This window comes from Achromobacter xylosoxidans A8, from assembly GCF_000165835.1.
In the GTDB taxonomy this organism is placed as follows: Bacteria; Pseudomonadota; Gammaproteobacteria; order Burkholderiales; family Burkholderiaceae_B; genus Achromobacter; species Achromobacter xylosoxidans_B.
The window spans coordinates 4,199,305-4,214,480 of record NC_014640.1; the positions used below are offsets into that span (position 1 = coordinate 4,199,305).

The following is a 15,176-nucleotide window of genomic DNA, read 5'->3' on the forward strand; positions in this document are numbered from 1 at the left end:
ATTGCGGTTCTTTGAGGTCAAGCGGCTAGGCAAATTGTCCGGTTTCGAGAGACGGGCGAACGAGTTCGCACGCGAGCGGCGCGTTGCCTTGAGGACGACATTGTGGCGTCAATAGGCCGCCACTACCGCCTCGCCAATCACCTTCTGCGCACCGTTCTGGTCCGCGCAGCCCAGGCTTAGCTTGACGAGCTTATCCCCCTGCGCGGTGGACTTTTCAATCACGCGCCCGACGCAATGAGGCTTGTCGCCCACGTTCGTAATTCCCGTAAATCTCACTGACATGCTGCGGATGTCTTCCTGCGGTACCAGCTTGGTCAGCAACCTTCCCAGATATGCGGCCGAAAGCATGCCGTGCGCGAATACGTCCTGCATTTTTGCCTTTCTGGCGAAATCGATATCCACATGAATCGGGTTATGGTCGCCGGATGCGCCGCAGTACAACGCCAAGGTGGTCCGGGTGATGGCCGGTATATCCGTCAGCGCGATCTCATCTCCGACCGAGATGGCAGAAAAATCAATTCTTTGCATGGGTATTCTCCTTATCCGTTTCTACGCTCGACGATTGTGCTGCGAAGCTGCGCCACCGCGTCCCCATTGACGTCGCTCACGGCAGTTTCCAAGACGACAAAATGAAGCTGGCCGTCTTTCTTGTCGTATACGTCGGCCACCTTGGTTTCAAACTGCAGGACGTCTCCGGCATAGGCCATTTTTTTATAGGTGAAAGCCTGCTCGGCATGCAGAACGCGCGCCAGATCGAGTTGCAAGCGCGACATGGTATTGCTGGAGGCCGCGGCCTCTCCATTTAGGCAAAACAGGAAGGTCGGCGGAATCGGAATACCTCTGTAGCCGGCGGCAAGCGCCGCGGACTCTTCAAAGTAGATCGGATTGTTCTCTCCGATTGCTTTTGAGAAAAATTTCAACCGCCCCATCTCCGCCGTCGCGGTTCCCCGCGACAGGATCGTCCCGATATCAGTCGGCTCAGCCATAGCGCATCTCCGTGGAAAAAGTTTTCGCTCTGGTACGCGCGGACGCCGCAGACCGCCAATCCCCTGCCTTCAGGACTGTTGACACGCCCGTACGCCAGCACTATTATTTTCAGACTTATTTCGTCCGTAAATCGTAGCACGGAAATTGCAGAGATCAATAGCAAGTCAACGCAACGCCATCGTCAATCAAACCGAAACGACATTCATGAAGCCCATACCTACACCAGACACCCTTCCATACTGGAACGCGGCAAAACAAGGCCGGCTCGAAATTCAACATTGCAATGATTGCGGCCAGTTCTACTTCTATCCGGGGATTTTCTGCCGGCATTGCCTTTCCGATCAGGTCCGGTGGAAGCAGGTTTCCGGAAAAGCAAAGTTGATCTCCTATGTGATCAACCACCGGCCCATCCCGGGCAATGAGGGCGCATCACCCGTCATCGCCCTGGTCCAGCTGGCCGAAGGCCCTCGCATGATGACCAACATCGTGGGCATCGCGCCCACACCGGAAAACCTGGCATTGGACATGGACCTGATCGTCGACTTTGTGCAGCGCGATGGCATATCGCTGCCCGTGTTTCAGCCCGAGGGAATCAGCAAATGAGCGAAAAAAACATGCATGGCGGCAACGTGGTCATCGTGGGCGCCGCCGAAACCGATGAGATTGGCATCGTTCCCTCCAAATCCGTGATCGCGCTTCACGCCGAAGCCGCCAGAAACGCCCTGCGCGACGCAGGCTTGTCACCCTCGGACGTAGACGGCATCGCCACCGCAGGACTGATGCCGATGGAGGTTACGCACTATTTGGGGATCACCCCCAGATGGATCGATGGCACGATGGTCGGCGGATGCAGCTTCCTTTCCCATGTGCGACACGCCGCGGCCGCCATCGCTTCGGGCGCCGCGAACGTGGTCCTCATCACGCATGGCGAGTCCGGCCGTTCACGAGTCGGGGCGCCCGCCTGGACCATCAACGCGGCGGCAGCGGAAGGACAATTCGAAGCGCCATACGGGGCCGTGGCGCCATACTCGACCTTTACCGTGCCCGCCTTGCGCTTCCTGCATGACCGCGGCATGGGGCCGCGGGATCTCGCGGAAGTCGTGGTCGCGCAGCGAAAATGGGCCAGCCGCAACTCCCGCGCCTTGCGCCGAGAAATCGTCACGGCCGATGAAGTGTTGTCCGCGCCTGTCATCGCTTACCCGTTCACGCGCGACATGTGTTGCGTCGTCACGGACGGCGGCGGCGCCCTGGTATTGACCAGCGCCGAGCGGGCCGCGAACCTGCCTTCGGCGGACCGCGCGGTCTTCTTGCTGGGCTCCGGCGAATCCGCCGAATCACGGCTGGTATCGCAAATGGAAGACGTCAGTTCGTTCCAGTCCTTCCGCCGATCTTCCAAAGAGGCGTTCGAAACCAGCGGAATCAGCCATGACGATGTGGACCATCTGATGTGCTACGACGCGTTCGCGCACTTGCCGCTATACATGCTCGAAGATATCGGATTCGTGGGCAAAGGCGAGTCCGGCGCCTTCATTGCCGAGGGCAATACGCTGCCGTCCGGCAGGCTGCCCATGAATACCAATGGAGGGGGGCTCTGCTACACTCATACGGGCATGTACGGCATGTTTGCCATTCAGGAAGCAGTACGCCAGTTGCGAGGCAGCGCCGAAGCTCAGGTCCAAGACGCGCAGCTTAGTTTTGTACAGGGCGTGGGGCTGTTTTTTGCGGCATCGACCAGTCTGGTACTAGCCGCCAGCCGCCCCTGATTCCCGTAAGCGGGTATACGCCTGGCATCTGAGCGGTAAGTCCCCCCGAAGGAGCATGCGCGATGGCGGCATGCTCCGTTTTGCTTTATGGCGCGCCTTGCTCGCCATCCGCTTCGTATCCGAGGGCAGAATTCTGAATCCGTCTACACCTGGCCGCGGCCGTCCAATAGATCCTACGCTCGAACCCCGGGTCTTTGCCGCAACACTCACCCTCTATAAAGAGCTGGGCTGGGCCGGACTGACCATCGATGGCGTTGCGCGTGCGGCGAAAGTCGGTAAAGCCGCGATCTACAAGCGCTGGCCCAACAAGGAAGCCTTGATTGCGGACACCTTGCAGGACATGTCCGCCCCATTTCCGGATTTCGGCAATACCGGATCCCTGCGCGGAGATCTGGTCCACCTGGCGGTCGCCATCCTGCGATTCTATGCGCAGGGCTACGGGCTCATCGTCGCCCGGGTCCATATCGAGGCAAAGCTCTTTCCGGAAGTACTGGGCAGATCGCTGGCAGGCTGGGAACGCCATAGCCGGGAACACGGACGCAAGATCATCCTGCAGGCGATGGCGCGCAATGAAATCCCGAAAGACGTCTCCCCTGCCCTGGTACTCGATCTGGTCGCCGGCGCGCTGCTGAATCACTTCCTGTACACCCCAGACGACAAAATGGAATTGCTTCAGAAAAACTGCGCGAGCTATGCCGAAACGGTGGTCGACTTCGTGCTGCGCGGCGTGGGCTACCAACCCATCCCGCCTGACAGCTCGCCGGCCACTCCGGCCCGGCCAGCCCGCGGCTCATAGGGCGACATTTCCTGTATTGTGTCGGTGCCCGGCAAGATGCTTCACTCATTAATGAGATAAGTCCATGGCCCACCCAGACACGATTCCAGCCGCTCCATCGTCATTCCCGGCAACCGAGCTGACGAACGCTTTCGTCGCCTTCCTGTTCTCCGCGTCCGCGCCGGTGGCCATCATCCTGAGCGCGGGCGTGAAGGGAGGCCTCAGCCAGGCGACTCTGGCTTCGTGGATATTTGCCGCATTCGTGCTCAACGGCATCCTCACCATCGTGATGTCCGCCATCTACCGGCAGCCGCTCGCCTTCCTCTGGACCATCCCCGGCGCGGTGCTGGTCGCCAGCGCCCTGCAACATCTGCCCTTTGCCGAGGTCATCGGCGCCTATCTGCTGACCGCCGCGCTGATGCTGGTGCTGGGATTGACGGGCTGGGTCGGCGCCATCATGGACCGCATCCCCATGCCCATCGTCATGGGCATGGTCGCCGGCGTCTTCCTCAGCTTCGCGCTGGACTGGATCAAGTCGTTCGCATCCGATCCCTGGCTCGCGGGCGTCATGACCGCCACCTTCTTCCTGGTCTCGGTCTTCCCTGCCGTGCAAAAGCGGCTATCGCCCATTATCGGCGCGCTGATCGCGGGAATAGGCGTGCTGATGTTCATGGGACGAGCGCCACAGCTGGAACACGTGACGCTGGCGACCTCGGTGGCCAGCCCGCAGTTCTACGCGCCGGTATTCTCCTGGGCCGCGGCATTCGAGCTGGTGCTGCCTCTTGCGGTGACCGTGATCGCGGTGCAGAACGCGCAAGGGATTGCCGTGCTGAGGAATTCGCTGCATCGGCCGCCGGTCAATGCGATCACCAACGCCTGCGGCGTGTTCTCGGCGCTGACCGCCTGCCTGGGCTGCGTCTCGACCTGTCTGGCCGGTCCATCGAACGCCATCATCGCCTCCGGCGCCGACGCGTCGCGGCACTGGCTGGCCGCGATCTTCCTGGGCGTGATGGTGATCGTGTTCGGCCTGTTTTCGCCGCTGGTCACGCAGGCGCTGCTGGCCACGCCCGCCGCCTTCGTGGCCACGCTGGCGGGGCTGGCGCTCCTGCGCATCCTGCAAGGCGCGTTCCATACCGCTTTCCGCCAGCACTTCACGCTGGGCGCCCTGGTCGCCTTCCTGGTGACCCTGGGCGGCCTGCCCCTGCTTGGCATCGGCGCGCCGTTCTGGGGCGTGGTGTTCGGCGTGGCGACCAGCTTCATCCTGGAGCGCGCGGATTTTTCGAAGACCTGATGGCCAAAATCGAGCGGACGGCGCACAAGTACTGACTCAAGAAACCGGAGGCGGTTGTGCTGCTTTGCCAAAACAGCCAATCGCATTGCCTCCAAAGAGCGATTCAGGATTTATGAAATCTCTCGTCGCTCGCAAGATTTCCGACGGATACCGGGCCCATGCGCGCTCTTGAGAGAGCATGTGCCAATCGCTGCCATACATGAGTCTGGCATTCAGCACTGCATGAGTTTCGAAGATCCTCTTCAATTGATCGCGCGCGATGCAACTCTCCAACTTTCCACATCTCAGATTTTCCCAGTAACCCGTATCGCCATAGAGGTTCTTCCCCGCGCCAGCCTCCATCAGTGCGGCAAACCCGGCTGACCAGCCCTCAAGATCGTCTCCCCCAAAGTGGCCGATGTTCACACGGGGCGAGTCCAGTTTCATCAGCGCTTGCGTCCATCCCTGCGGGCTTGCGTACTCGTCATGCAGGTCATCCAACCCCATTGTTGATGCGCCGTGAGCCATCACCGGTACGTCCAGACGCTGGGCAATGTTCCACATCGCCGTCAGCTCACGTTCCAGGGCTGCGCCCGAGGGTATCCCCGGGCGCATCGGGTGAACGTCAGGGTTTACAAGCGGCCTGAATCCGTTCGGCGGGTAAATCTTGATGCCGACAAACCCCCGCCTTTCTATCGCGTCGGCCACCCGCAAGCGCACCCGCTTGGGGTCCAGCACCGCACTCCAGGGGTTGTACGCAACCAAGGGGCGCATGTATCCATTCGACAGCACTGAAAGCAACTGATGCAGCGCTATCTGGCTCTCTTGCGATGAAAGGGCTGCGGGAGCCAGCCAATAATCAAAGTCGACCAAGGAAGCAAACACGCGGTCCACCCCGAAAGCCTGGTCACCGGTGGTGAACGACTGCTGGTACGCGAGCAGGTTCATCCATCGATAAGACAGCATGTATCCCACAAAACCCACAACACCTTCGCGATATGCTCCACCTCCCTGGGCCGCGCCATCGCTCATGGGTTCTACCAGTCCTCCGGTCTCGGTGGCTTGAAAAACCATTGCCATCGTGTCCGGTCCCAAGTTTCCGTCCACCCCTCCCTGTGTAAAGCTCGCTGGCGCCGCATCGTTGTAGATCGTCTCAAATTCGGTTCCTCGTACCACCTCGAAGAAGAAGGCTGACTGTCTTTTCAAGAACTCTGCTCGCCGCTGGTGCAGGACAGTTTCGCTTGCCTCTGGCGGCAGGCCCATTACCGCATGGTTGCGGGCCATCCCGACAAGCTCTTTGATTTCTTCATCGGCGGTCGGCGCCAGGGATGCAATCCGGCCGGCAAGTGGGGCCAATGCCCTAATCAGCGTCCTGGATACTCCGGACCTGCTATGCGCAACCGGTCCCGCCAGGAATCCTTCCACCGGCACATCGCTGGCATTAAAGAAGTGCGCGTGGGTATCGACCACCCAAGCCGGAGCGCCCTCGGCCTTCCGCCCAGGACGCGGTGTCAGGATAGGGCTGAGGCCCTCGGGCGGAGCGCTGCCTTGAGCGTTTTCCGAAGCTCGGCGCGGCCATCGGCACCCCCCAACAAAGGGCAGCGCGGCGAGCGCGCTCAAGAGTTCGCGACGCCGGGGTTTCATACAGGGAGCCAGCTCGCGCGGCTTAGTTTGCGCGAATGGCGCGGCTCAGGCTGGTTCTCCGCGAAAAAAGAAAATGAAACGTGCGTCTCGTCGATATCGACGAGACCATAGTTCCTGTACGTCTCTCCTACCGTCACGGCGTATTTCACTGCCGCGCCCGATGAGGTCGCCTCATGCAGGGGCCAACCCGTGGTGAAAAAAGCATCGGACTCGTTACGGTGGATATCGCCGCTGAGCACCAGGATCTTGCTGATGGCTGCCCGACCAAGCAGCCACTCCCAGTCACCGGCATACCCAACCTTGTAATCAGCACAGGTGGAGCCACTGGCGAAGAGGTGAATGGCATCAGGTGCGCGCTCCATAGCAGCGTCGAAGCCGGCTCTTTGTCGGGCGCCCAATATCGTGCGCGCGTCGTCTGGAATCAGCCAGGTTCCCGTACGCCAGCTACGCACATCGGCAAGATGCAACATCACGTCATTCGACAGCTTGATACTTGGCGATTCCAGAGGCGGCTGATTCTCCTTCCAAAGGGACGGAGCATTGTAGGCATTGGGAAATGAGCCCGCCGCCATGCCTTTTTTCAGAGTCCTACGAAACGCCTCATGCAGGGCAGTGCTGATACGCAGTTTCGGCGCCTGAGCGGGGCTTTCCCTGGCAACCGCTCCCAGGACATCATTCCATAGGCAGTCGTGATCGTCCCAAGTCGTCCAGACACGACCTGTTGGCAACGACTTCACAAGTCTTGAGAACTGCGCCTGCTGAAGCAGCTCGCTGTACCGAGAAAACGCATGCTTGGCAAAGTCGTCCACGCCCATATCTTTTGGATGCCCTGCTTCCTCGACATGTATGTCCAGGTACATGCTGTCACCGAGCAAGATCAGATGATCTGGCGCTTGCGCCCTGATCCAGTCCCAAACGGGTTGGTCATTGAATACATTGGTGGCGATGCAGGACGCAAATGCGATGCGCATAAGAGTTCCCTCAAGCGATTCGATTTTTCATCAGGACAATTGCTTCTCCAACCAACTTTCCCTTATCGAATCGCTGGTTCTTTCCGAGTTTTCCGTCGGCGGTCAGCTGGTATCCGGTGACGAAGACGGACTGCCTGACGTTGCCGCCCACGGCCAATGCAACCTCGGAACCTACCGCCACGACAATGTCAGAATGGCTAGGAGCCTCCGGATTTTTCGTCGCCGCGAGATATTGGTCGAACGCGAAGGGAGTTCCCCGCCAACTGCCGATGATGTCGCCGACCTGCGGCTTGTCTTCCGTTAGGGGAACACCCCAGAACGGCGCGGACGCATCCTTGCTTGCCCCCTTCTTGATGGCATCCCACATGAACCTCGCGTGGCCGATGGACTGCTTGAAGGCCTGGTACTCCGGGATAACCTTCGCCGCGTTCCTTACCATGAGGGAAATGGCAACGGCAGACCAGGGGTAAGCAGTATCTTTCCCGGTCAGGTTCTTACCCAGCGCCTTCCACATTTCGTGGATGTAGCTGCTATAGGGTTCAGCGTTCTCTTTACCCTGCCCTTTGTCGAATCGAAGCCACTGCTCCACCGCGGCCGCCACAAGCGCTTCGCGGGCGCGCGTAGCGGGTGACCGCAACGTTGGCTGTTTGGCCTTGGCCCACTTGAACTTCGAGTCCGCCAGGCCGTCAACCGAGTATCCCTGGAGCGGCACCCCGCCAATTTCCGTTTGAACGTGATGCCACCCACCGGGCGCGTCCCCCAGATCGAAGATTTCCTCGCCTAGCGTGAGACTGCCGATCGGTGAGTTCTTCACAGTACTGGGCGTGGCCCGCAGGTTGACAGCCTCGACATTGACGAAACGTTTCATGAGACGCTCCCTGACCGCACCCGGGCATTGGCCGCTGTGCACGCCAAACCGAGACAACGATCTCTATCAACTCAATATGCAAAAAGCCGGCACCTTTTCCAAGGTGCAGTGCAAGCCAAAGTACGTGAAAAGATCCGCATCATCTCTCCGCCAATTGCATGAAACACAATGGCGCAGATACCATCCGCACACACGAAAATCCCGGGCAAGAGGTGCTCCCCTCAAGTTATTGCCATAGGAGCGATGTGCGCGGCCTTGGCCGAAACCATGTTAGGAGCGTCTTTTTGTCGGCGCATACCCAAATTTGAGTATGCGGACCGCAAGACCCGTCCATTGCCACACCCAAGCCATAAGCACATCACTCAGTTAGAAATTGCGTATCAGTCGTTTGGCCTGACGACCATCTCCCGTACTGTGATCAGTCCGCGCCAGCCTTGCCGAATCCGCAAGGCGCCGCGTTCGTTTCACTCTCGGAGACCCGCATGAACGACCGGCTGCACCGTACCCAGGCTTCCCGCTCCGCCGCCATCAAGGCGAAGCTGGACTATCCCGTGATCGATACCGACGTACACGTCAACGACTATGCGCCTGTGCTGGAGGACTACATCCAGCACTATGGCGGCTCCAAGCTGGTGGATGTGCTGCGCAAGACGCAGGGCTCGCGCTTCGCCACCAAGTCCCAGGGCAAGGACTGGTATCAGCAGACGCCCGCGGAACGACAACACAACCGCACGCTGCGTTCGCCCTGGTGGGCGCGCGTCACACGCAATACCCTGGACCTGGCCACGGTCACGCTGCCGGAGCTGCTATATGAACGCCTGGAGGAGCAAGGCTCCGACTACTCCATCCTGTTTCCCAACGACGTGCTGGCGCCGCTGGGCGCGGGCGACGAATACCGTCAGCCCTTGCATCGCGCGATCAACCATTTCCATGCGGACCAGTACCGCAAGTACAGCGACCGGCTGACGCCCGTGGCGGGCATTCCCCTGAACACGCCGCAGGAAGCCATTGAAGAACTCGAATTCGCCGTCAAGACGCTGGGGCTGAAGGTGGCGAACATTCCGGGCGGCGTGCGCCGGCCGATCAAGGCCATCGCCGACAAGTACCCGCCGGCGGAGTACCCGGAGATCGCGCGGCATGCGTCCTACGTCGACTTCTTCGGCCTGGACAGCGAGTACGACTACGACCCGTTCTGGGCCAAGGCGGTGGAACTGGGCGTGCCGCTCGCCACCCACTACGGCAGCCAGGGCTGGACTGGCCGACATTCCATCAGCAACTACATGTTCAACCATATCGGCCATTTCGCCGATGGTTCCCAGGCCTTCGCCAAGGCGCTGTTCTTCGGCGGCGTGACCCGGCGCTTTCCCGATCTGCGCGTGGCCTTGCTGGAGGGTGGCGCGGATTGGGGCGCGCATGTGTATGCGCACCTAGTGGACCGCTGGGAAAAGCGCAACCGCAACGCCGTGCAGCAATACAACCCGGCCAACGCCGACGTGGAGCTGTTGGCAGACCTGTTCGAGCGCTACGGCGCCGGACTGCTGAACGGACGCGAAATCAACAAGGACACCCTGCTGCGCGACAGCCTGGGCCTGTCGGCGTTGCATCACAGCCGCGAGCCCCAGGGCGATGAGCTCGACGACTTCGCCGCGGCCGGCATCGACAGCGTGGAGGATATCCGCAAGCGCTGGGTCGACAGCTTCTACTTCGGATCGGAGGCCGACGACCGGACCATAGGCGCCGCCTTCAACGACCGCGCCAACCCGCTGAACACCAAGCTCAACGCGATCTGGTCGTCGGACGTCGGCCACTGGGACGTACCCGACCTGACCGAACCGCTGGCCGAAAGCTGGGACCTGGTCGAGGACGGCGTGATCAGCGCGGCGGACTTCAAGGCCCTGGTGTTCGACAACCCCTACCGCTTCTATACCCAGGCGCACCCCGAGTTCTTCAAGGGCACGCGCATCGAGCAGAAGCTGCAGGCGCGCTCCCAGAAGCGCGCGGCCTGACCCTCACCGCAAACCGCACTGCCACCCGCCGGTTCGCGCCGGCGGATGGACAGTCCTGCCCGCGGCTGGCGCGCGCCGGCCCGGGCCTGTCTTTCATCATCATCTTACGGAACGACCATGCGCACCCTGCCCTCTCTCCACAGCCTGATTTCACGCCTGATGCTGGGCGCTGCCCTGTGCGCCGTCAGCCTGGCCTCCCTGGCCGCGCCCGACGTGGTCCGTATCGGCTTGGCGACCGCCGGCGGCGGCGACCCCATCACCTGGGGCGGCTCGCCGGGCGGCGTGGCGCGCGCCAACAACTGGCTGGAGGAAGCCTTCCAGGGCACCGGCACCCAGGTGCAATGGCTGTTCTTCAAGGGCGCCGGCCCGGCGGTCAACGAAGCGCTCTCGAACAAGCAGATCGATTTCGCCTACCAGGGCGACCTGCCGTCGGTGGTGGGCCGCTCCAACGGGTTGAAGACCCGCATCCTGCTGGGTAGCGGCGTGCGCAACAACCTGTACGTCTCCACGCCCAAGGATTCCGCGCTGCAATCGCTGGACGATTTGAAGGACCGCAAGGTGTCGATCTTCCGCGGCACCAATGGCCATCTGGTCGCGATCAATGTGCTGGCCTCGCGTCAGCTGACCGAGCGTGACATCAAGGGCGTCAACCTGGACACCGGCAGCGCGCAGGCGGCGCTGGTCTCCAGTGGCGTGGACGCCGCCTTTGGCGGCTATGAGTACTTCAAGCTGCGCGACCAAGGCCTGGCGCGCATCATCTACTCGACCAAGGGCCAGGATCCCTCGTTCACCCGCCAGGCGTCGTTGTTGGTGCGCGAGGACTTCGAGAAGGAGAACCCCGAAGCCGTGCAGCGCGTGGTCGACGTGTTCGTGCGCGCGGCGCAATGGTCCTCCGACGAACAGAACCGCGACGCGCTCTTCAAGGTCTGGGCGCGCAGCGGCACGCCTTACGCGTCCTGGCAGGCGGAGTTCGAAGGCGAAGTGCTGGCCGTGCGCAACTCGCCGCTGCTGGACGAGTTCCTCGCCGCGCGCTACCAGGCCGTGGCGGACGATGCCCTGAAACTGAAGCTGATCCGCCGTCCCGTGAGCGTGGACGGCTGGTTCGAGCCGCGCTACCTCGACGCCGCGCTGCGCAAGGCCAATCTTGCCACCCGCTGGACCGCGTTCAACGCGCAGGGCCAGCCGGCGTCCGGCGAACGCCAGGCCAACGCCGCCACGGCACGATAAGGAGTGGTCATGTCCACGAATACTCTGAGCGCGCCGCTGCCGTCCGCGCGCCATGCACCTCTTGATCTGCTGCGCAACGCCGGCGGCCGCCTGCTGCCCTGGCTGCTGCCGCTGGCGTTGCTCGCGCTCTGGCAGCTGGGCGCGGCGCAGGGCTGGATCTCCCCGCAAGTGCTGCCTTCGCCCCACTTCGTCTGGCTGACCTTGCAGGACCTCTACAGCAGCGGCGACCTCTGGCTGCACGTGCAGGCCAGCATGCAGCGCGTGCTGGTGGGCTTCGCGGCCGGCAGCGCGTTGGGCCTGGCGCTGGGCGCGGCGATGGGATTGTGGCGTCCGCTGGAAGCCTACATCCTGCCCACCTTCAACGCGCTGGTGCAGATTCCGGTACTGGCCTGGCTGCCCTTCGTGCTGCTGCTGGTAGGCATAGGCGAACCGCTGAAGTACATCCTGATCGCCAAGGCCGCGCTGGTGCCGGTGACGCTGAACACCTTGCAGGGATTCCGGCAGACCCCGAGCAACTTGCTGGAAGTGGCCCGCGTCTATGGCTACACGCGCCGCCAGCAGGTGCTGGAAGTGGTGCTGCCGCATGCGCTGCCCACGCTCTTCACCGGCCTGCGCCTGGGCTTCACCAAGGCCTGGCTGTCGCTGGTCGTGGTGGAGCTGGTCGCGTCCAGCGAAGGGCTGGGCTACCTGATCGTCTATGGCCGCCAGCTGTTCCAGCTGGACCTGGTGATGGCGGCGGTGCTCGTGGTGGGCGCCATCGGCTATGCCATCGACAAGTTGTTGGACCTGGCCGAAGTCCGCGCGGGCGGCGGCCAGGCCGCTACCCGCCTGGGTACGACGTCCACGGGAGCCCACGCATGATGGCGGCATTTATCTCCTCGCCTCCCGCCGCCCGCCGCGCAAGCCGTTGGCTGCAAGCACGCTGGCGCGGCCTGGTGCTGCCCGTTGCCGCGATCCTGGTCTGGTGGGCGCTGGCGCGGCTGGACTGGGTCTCCACGCCCTTGCTGGTGTCGCCGGGCAAGGTGCTGGACACCGCGGCCAGCCAGATCTCCTCGGGCCGGCTGTGGCGCGCGCTGAGCGCGAGCCTTGCGCGTGAATTTACCGGCTTCGCAATAGGCACCGTGCTCGGTCTGATACTCGGCGCGCTGCTGGGCCTGCTGCCGCTGTTCAACCGCATCGTGGGCCCCAGCTTCAATACCTTCAAGCAGATCTCGCTGTTCGCCTGGATTCCGCTGATCTCGGTTTGGTTCGGCCTGGGCGACGTGGCCAAAGTGACGTTCCTGTCGCTTGCGGCCCTGGTGCCCGTGGTCGTCAATACCTGCGACGGCATACGCAGCACGCCCACGGCCCTGCTGGAGGTAGCACGCGTGTTCGGCTATTCCCGCTGGCAGACCTTGCTGCACGTGGTGCTGCCGTCGGCGGCGCCTTCGATCTTCACCGGCGTGTACCTGGCGCTGATCTACTCCTGGCTGGCGACCATAGGCGCGGAGTACCTGTTGGTGGCCGGCCACGGCATCGGCAATACCCTGATCGAAGGCAGCGAACACTTCCAGATGGATCTGGTGATCTTCGGCATGTTCGTGATCGGCCTGGTGGGATGGACCATGAATGCATGGGCCCGCGCGCTGGAGCGCCGGCTGACGCGGCACCGCCCGGGCGCCGCCTGATAAAGAAGGAAAGGAATGACGAGCATCTTCGGCAAGGAATTGAGTATCCGCGGCGTGGGCAAGCGGTATGCCGGCCCCGGCGACGGCGCGCAGGCGCTGCAAGTGCTGCACGACATCAACCTCGACGTGTCCGCCGGGCGCTTCGTCAGCATTGTGGGCGCCAGCGGCTGCGGCAAATCCACGCTGCTGCGCCTGATCCTGGGGCTGGACGGCGACTACTCCGGCCAGATCCTGCTGGATGGCAAGTCAGTGCAAGGCGCGGGCCTGGACCGCGGCATCGTGTTCCAGGACCATCGCCTTTTCCCATGGCTGAACGTGGAACGCAATATCGCGACGGCGCTACGCAACGCGCCCTTGTCGAAGGCGGAAAAGCGCGAGCTGGTGGCCGAGCATATCGCGCTGGTCGGATTGCAGGGCTTCGAGCAGTCCTACCCGCACCAGATTTCGGGCGGCATGGCGCAGCGCGTGGCGATCGCGCGCGGCCTGGTCAACCGGCCGCGGGTGCTACTGCTGGACGAGCCGCTGGGCGCCCTGGACGCGTTGACGCGGTCGCGGTTGCAGAACGAGCTGCAGCGCATCTGGCAACACGAAAAGATCACCATGGTGCTGGTCACCCACGACGTGGAGGAAGCCGTATTCCTGGGCGACCGCGTGGTGGTGATGCAGCCGCGTCCGGGCCGCATACGCCGCATCGTCGACATCGATCTGCCGCATCCGCGCCACCGCAGCGATCCGCGCTTCATCCGGCTGCGCGATGACGTGCTGAGCGATTTTCTCGATCCGGACGGGCGCGTGGCCGACAACGAACCGCTGCCGCCTCCCGGAGGACTGGCGGCCACGGTGGGAGCCTTGCCCGCATTGGGACGCTTGCGCATGGCTTGGTAGGAAGCCGGCGGCTCACGCCGCCGGCTTCCACTGCGAGGGTCCGCCGCTCAGTCGATCGACGCGCCCGCCACCTTCACCACCTTGCCCAGCCGCGCGTACTCTTCCGCGCCGAACTCCGCCAGCGACTGGCGCGAGGTGGCCGACGGAATGGCGCCGCGAGACTCCAGCATCTTGCGCACTTCGGGCTGCTGCAACGCGCGGTTGACGGCGGCGTTGAGCTTGTCCAGCACCGCCACCGGCGTACCCTTGGGCGCGTACAGGCCGTCCCAGGCGAAGAACTCATAACCCTTCAGGCCCGCCTCGTTGATCGTGGGAATGTCCGGGTTGGACGCCACCCGCTCCGGCGTCGTCACGCCCAGCGCGCGCAGCTTGCCTGCCGCGATCTGCCCCGACACATTGGGCATCACGTCGATCATGAACGAAATGCGGCCGCCCAGCAGATCGGTCATGGCCGCGCCACCGCCCTTGTAGGGGATGTGCATGACCTTGGTCCCCGCCATCTGGTTCAGCAGCTCACAGGCCAGGTGCGAGGACGTGCCGTTGCCCGCCGAACCGCAGGTCAGTTCGCCGGGGTTGGCCTTGGCATAGGCCAGCAGCTGCGCCAGGGTCTTGAAGCGCTCGTCCGTGGCGTTGACCACCAGCGCCGCGGCGATGACCGTGAAGCGCGAGATCGGCTCGAAGTCGGAAGGCGCGTAGCCCGGCGACTTGTACAGCCAGTGGTTGGTGGCCTGGGTGCCGTTGGTGCCGTAGGCCAGCGTGTAGCCGTCGGGCTTGGCGCGCGCGGCGATCGAGGTGCCGATATTGCCGCCCGCGCCGGGGCGGTTCTCGACGATGATGGATTGGCCGAGTTCGCGCGACAGCGGTTCCGCGACCAGGCGTGCCAGCGTGTCGCCGCCGCCCCCGGCCGCGAACGGCACCACCAGCGTGATCGGGTGGGTCGGCCAGTCGGCCTGTTGCGCCTGGACGCCGGACACGACGGCCGCACAGGCGGCCGCCAACATGCATTGCAAGATTCTTGAAGGTTTCACGGTTTGTCTCCTGAGGAATTTTAGTTTCGCGTCCGCTGCTTTTTGAATAGTCCGGACGCGCGAGCTTGTATCGGTTCGGGGTAGG

At 62.8% G+C, this 15,176-nt stretch carries 15 protein-coding genes; 9 read left to right on the top strand and 6 right to left on the bottom strand.

Annotated features, from left to right (window positions below):
• Positions 1-108: 108 nt before the first annotated feature.
• Positions 109-528: a MaoC/PaaZ C-terminal domain-containing protein gene (locus AXYL_RS19310; protein ID WP_013394533.1), complete on the bottom strand. Its 420-nt coding sequence runs from the start codon at positions 526-528 to the stop codon at positions 109-111.
• 11 nt (positions 529-539) lie between these two features.
• Positions 540-986 carry a MaoC family dehydratase N-terminal domain-containing protein gene (locus AXYL_RS19315; protein WP_013394534.1) on the bottom strand — a complete coding sequence of 149 codons (447 nt, stop codon included), beginning with the start codon at positions 984-986 and terminating at the stop codon, positions 540-542.
• 205 nt (positions 987-1,191) lie between these two features.
• Between AXYL_RS19315 and AXYL_RS19320 the strand changes: the two genes are divergently transcribed.
• The 4 genes from AXYL_RS19320 (at position 1,192) to AXYL_RS19335 (ending at position 4,816) form a co-directional block, all read left to right on the top strand.
• Positions 1,192-1,590, top strand: a complete 399-nt coding sequence (locus tag AXYL_RS19320) for a Zn-ribbon domain-containing OB-fold protein (RefSeq protein ID WP_013394535.1) — start codon at positions 1,192-1,194, stop codon at positions 1,588-1,590.
• Positions 1,591-1,601: 11 nt separating this feature from the next.
• On the top strand, positions 1,602-2,750 hold the full coding sequence (locus tag AXYL_RS19325) for a thiolase C-terminal domain-containing protein (RefSeq protein WP_237709917.1): 1,149 nt from the start codon (positions 1,602-1,604) through the stop codon (positions 2,748-2,750).
• A 55-nt stretch (positions 2,751-2,805) separates the two neighbouring features.
• Complete coding sequence (locus AXYL_RS34395; RefSeq protein WP_013394537.1) at positions 2,806-3,546, top strand: TetR/AcrR family transcriptional regulator; 741 nt, start codon at positions 2,806-2,808, stop codon at positions 3,544-3,546.
• Between the two features lie 64 nt (positions 3,547-3,610).
• Positions 3,611-4,816 (top strand): benzoate/H(+) symporter BenE family transporter, encoded by a 1,206-nt coding sequence (locus AXYL_RS19335; RefSeq protein ID WP_013394538.1) that lies wholly within the window; start codon positions 3,611-3,613, stop codon positions 4,814-4,816.
• 36 nt (positions 4,817-4,852) lie between these two features.
• Here AXYL_RS19335 and AXYL_RS19340 read toward each other — a convergent pair whose 3' ends face one another.
• From AXYL_RS19340 to AXYL_RS19350, 3 genes are read right to left on the bottom strand one after another with little or no spacing between them, the layout of a single operon-like run.
• On the bottom strand, positions 4,853-6,415 hold the full coding sequence (locus AXYL_RS19340; protein ID WP_158307668.1) for an amidohydrolase family protein: 1,563 nt from the start codon (positions 6,413-6,415) through the stop codon (positions 4,853-4,855).
• A gap of 20 nt (positions 6,416-6,435) precedes the next feature.
• Positions 6,436-7,410 carry a hypothetical protein gene (locus AXYL_RS19345; protein WP_013394540.1) on the bottom strand — a complete coding sequence of 325 codons (975 nt, stop codon included), beginning with the start codon at positions 7,408-7,410 and terminating at the stop codon, positions 6,436-6,438.
• Between the two features lie 10 nt (positions 7,411-7,420).
• Positions 7,421-8,278: a DUF2272 domain-containing protein gene (locus AXYL_RS19350; RefSeq protein ID WP_013394541.1), complete on the bottom strand. Its 858-nt coding sequence runs from the start codon at positions 8,276-8,278 to the stop codon at positions 7,421-7,423.
• A 482-nt stretch (positions 8,279-8,760) separates the two neighbouring features.
• Between AXYL_RS19350 and AXYL_RS19355 the strand changes: the two genes are divergently transcribed.
• The 5 genes from AXYL_RS19355 (at position 8,761) to AXYL_RS19375 (ending at position 14,063) form a co-directional block, all read left to right on the top strand.
• Positions 8,761-10,284, top strand: a complete 1,524-nt coding sequence (locus AXYL_RS19355; RefSeq protein ID WP_013394542.1) for an amidohydrolase family protein — start codon at positions 8,761-8,763, stop codon at positions 10,282-10,284.
• 117 nt (positions 10,285-10,401) lie between these two features.
• Positions 10,402-11,511, top strand: a complete 1,110-nt coding sequence (locus AXYL_RS19360; protein ID WP_013394543.1) for an ABC transporter substrate-binding protein — start codon at positions 10,402-10,404, stop codon at positions 11,509-11,511.
• A gap of 9 nt (positions 11,512-11,520) precedes the next feature.
• On the top strand, positions 11,521-12,372 hold the full coding sequence (locus AXYL_RS19365) for an ABC transporter permease (protein WP_013394544.1): 852 nt from the start codon (positions 11,521-11,523) through the stop codon (positions 12,370-12,372).
• Positions 12,369-13,178: an ABC transporter permease gene (locus AXYL_RS19370; protein WP_013394545.1), complete on the top strand. Its 810-nt coding sequence runs from the start codon at positions 12,369-12,371 to the stop codon at positions 13,176-13,178. The genes AXYL_RS19365 and AXYL_RS19370 overlap by 4 nt, the downstream gene beginning before the upstream one ends.
• Before the next feature lie 15 nt (positions 13,179-13,193).
• Complete coding sequence (locus tag AXYL_RS19375; RefSeq protein WP_013394546.1) at positions 13,194-14,063, top strand: ABC transporter ATP-binding protein; 870 nt, start codon at positions 13,194-13,196, stop codon at positions 14,061-14,063.
• Positions 14,064-14,110: 47 nt separating this feature from the next.
• On the opposite strand, the gene AXYL_RS19380 is transcribed toward AXYL_RS19375, so the two are convergent.
• Positions 14,111-15,064, bottom strand: a complete 954-nt coding sequence (locus AXYL_RS19380; RefSeq protein ID WP_013394547.1) for a Bug family tripartite tricarboxylate transporter substrate binding protein — start codon at positions 15,062-15,064, stop codon at positions 14,111-14,113.
• Positions 15,065-15,176: the final 112 nt, after the last annotated feature.

Excerpts from the sequence above, each read along its gene's own strand:
- AXYL_RS19310 (WP_013394533.1), bottom strand. The coding sequence starts at position 528 with ATGCAAAGAATTGATTTTTCTGCCATCTCGGTCGGAGATGAGATCGCG.
- AXYL_RS19315 (WP_013394534.1), bottom strand. The coding sequence starts at position 986 with ATGGCTGAGCCGACTGATATCGGGACGATCCTGTCGCGGGGAACCGCG.
- AXYL_RS19320 (WP_013394535.1), top strand. The coding sequence starts at position 1,192 with ATGAAGCCCATACCTACACCAGACACCCTTCCATACTGGAACGCGGCA.
- AXYL_RS19325 (WP_237709917.1), top strand. The coding sequence starts at position 1,602 with ATGCATGGCGGCAACGTGGTCATCGTGGGCGCCGCCGAAACCGATGAG.
- AXYL_RS34395 (WP_013394537.1), top strand. The coding sequence starts at position 2,806 with ATGCGCGATGGCGGCATGCTCCGTTTTGCTTTATGGCGCGCCTTGCTC.
- AXYL_RS19335 (WP_013394538.1), top strand. The coding sequence starts at position 3,611 with ATGGCCCACCCAGACACGATTCCAGCCGCTCCATCGTCATTCCCGGCA.
- AXYL_RS19345 (WP_013394540.1), bottom strand. The coding sequence starts at position 7,410 with ATGCGCATCGCATTTGCGTCCTGCATCGCCACCAATGTATTCAATGAC.
- AXYL_RS19350 (WP_013394541.1), bottom strand. The coding sequence starts at position 8,278 with ATGAAACGTTTCGTCAATGTCGAGGCTGTCAACCTGCGGGCCACGCCC.
- AXYL_RS19355 (WP_013394542.1), top strand. The coding sequence starts at position 8,761 with ATGAACGACCGGCTGCACCGTACCCAGGCTTCCCGCTCCGCCGCCATC.
- AXYL_RS19360 (WP_013394543.1), top strand. The coding sequence starts at position 10,402 with ATGCGCACCCTGCCCTCTCTCCACAGCCTGATTTCACGCCTGATGCTG.
- AXYL_RS19365 (WP_013394544.1), top strand. The coding sequence starts at position 11,521 with ATGTCCACGAATACTCTGAGCGCGCCGCTGCCGTCCGCGCGCCATGCA.
- AXYL_RS19370 (WP_013394545.1), top strand. The coding sequence starts at position 12,369 with ATGATGGCGGCATTTATCTCCTCGCCTCCCGCCGCCCGCCGCGCAAGC.
- AXYL_RS19375 (WP_013394546.1), top strand. The coding sequence starts at position 13,194 with ATGACGAGCATCTTCGGCAAGGAATTGAGTATCCGCGGCGTGGGCAAG.
- AXYL_RS19380 (WP_013394547.1), bottom strand. The coding sequence starts at position 15,064 with ATGTTGGCGGCCGCCTGTGCGGCCGTCGTGTCCGGCGTCCAGGCGCAA.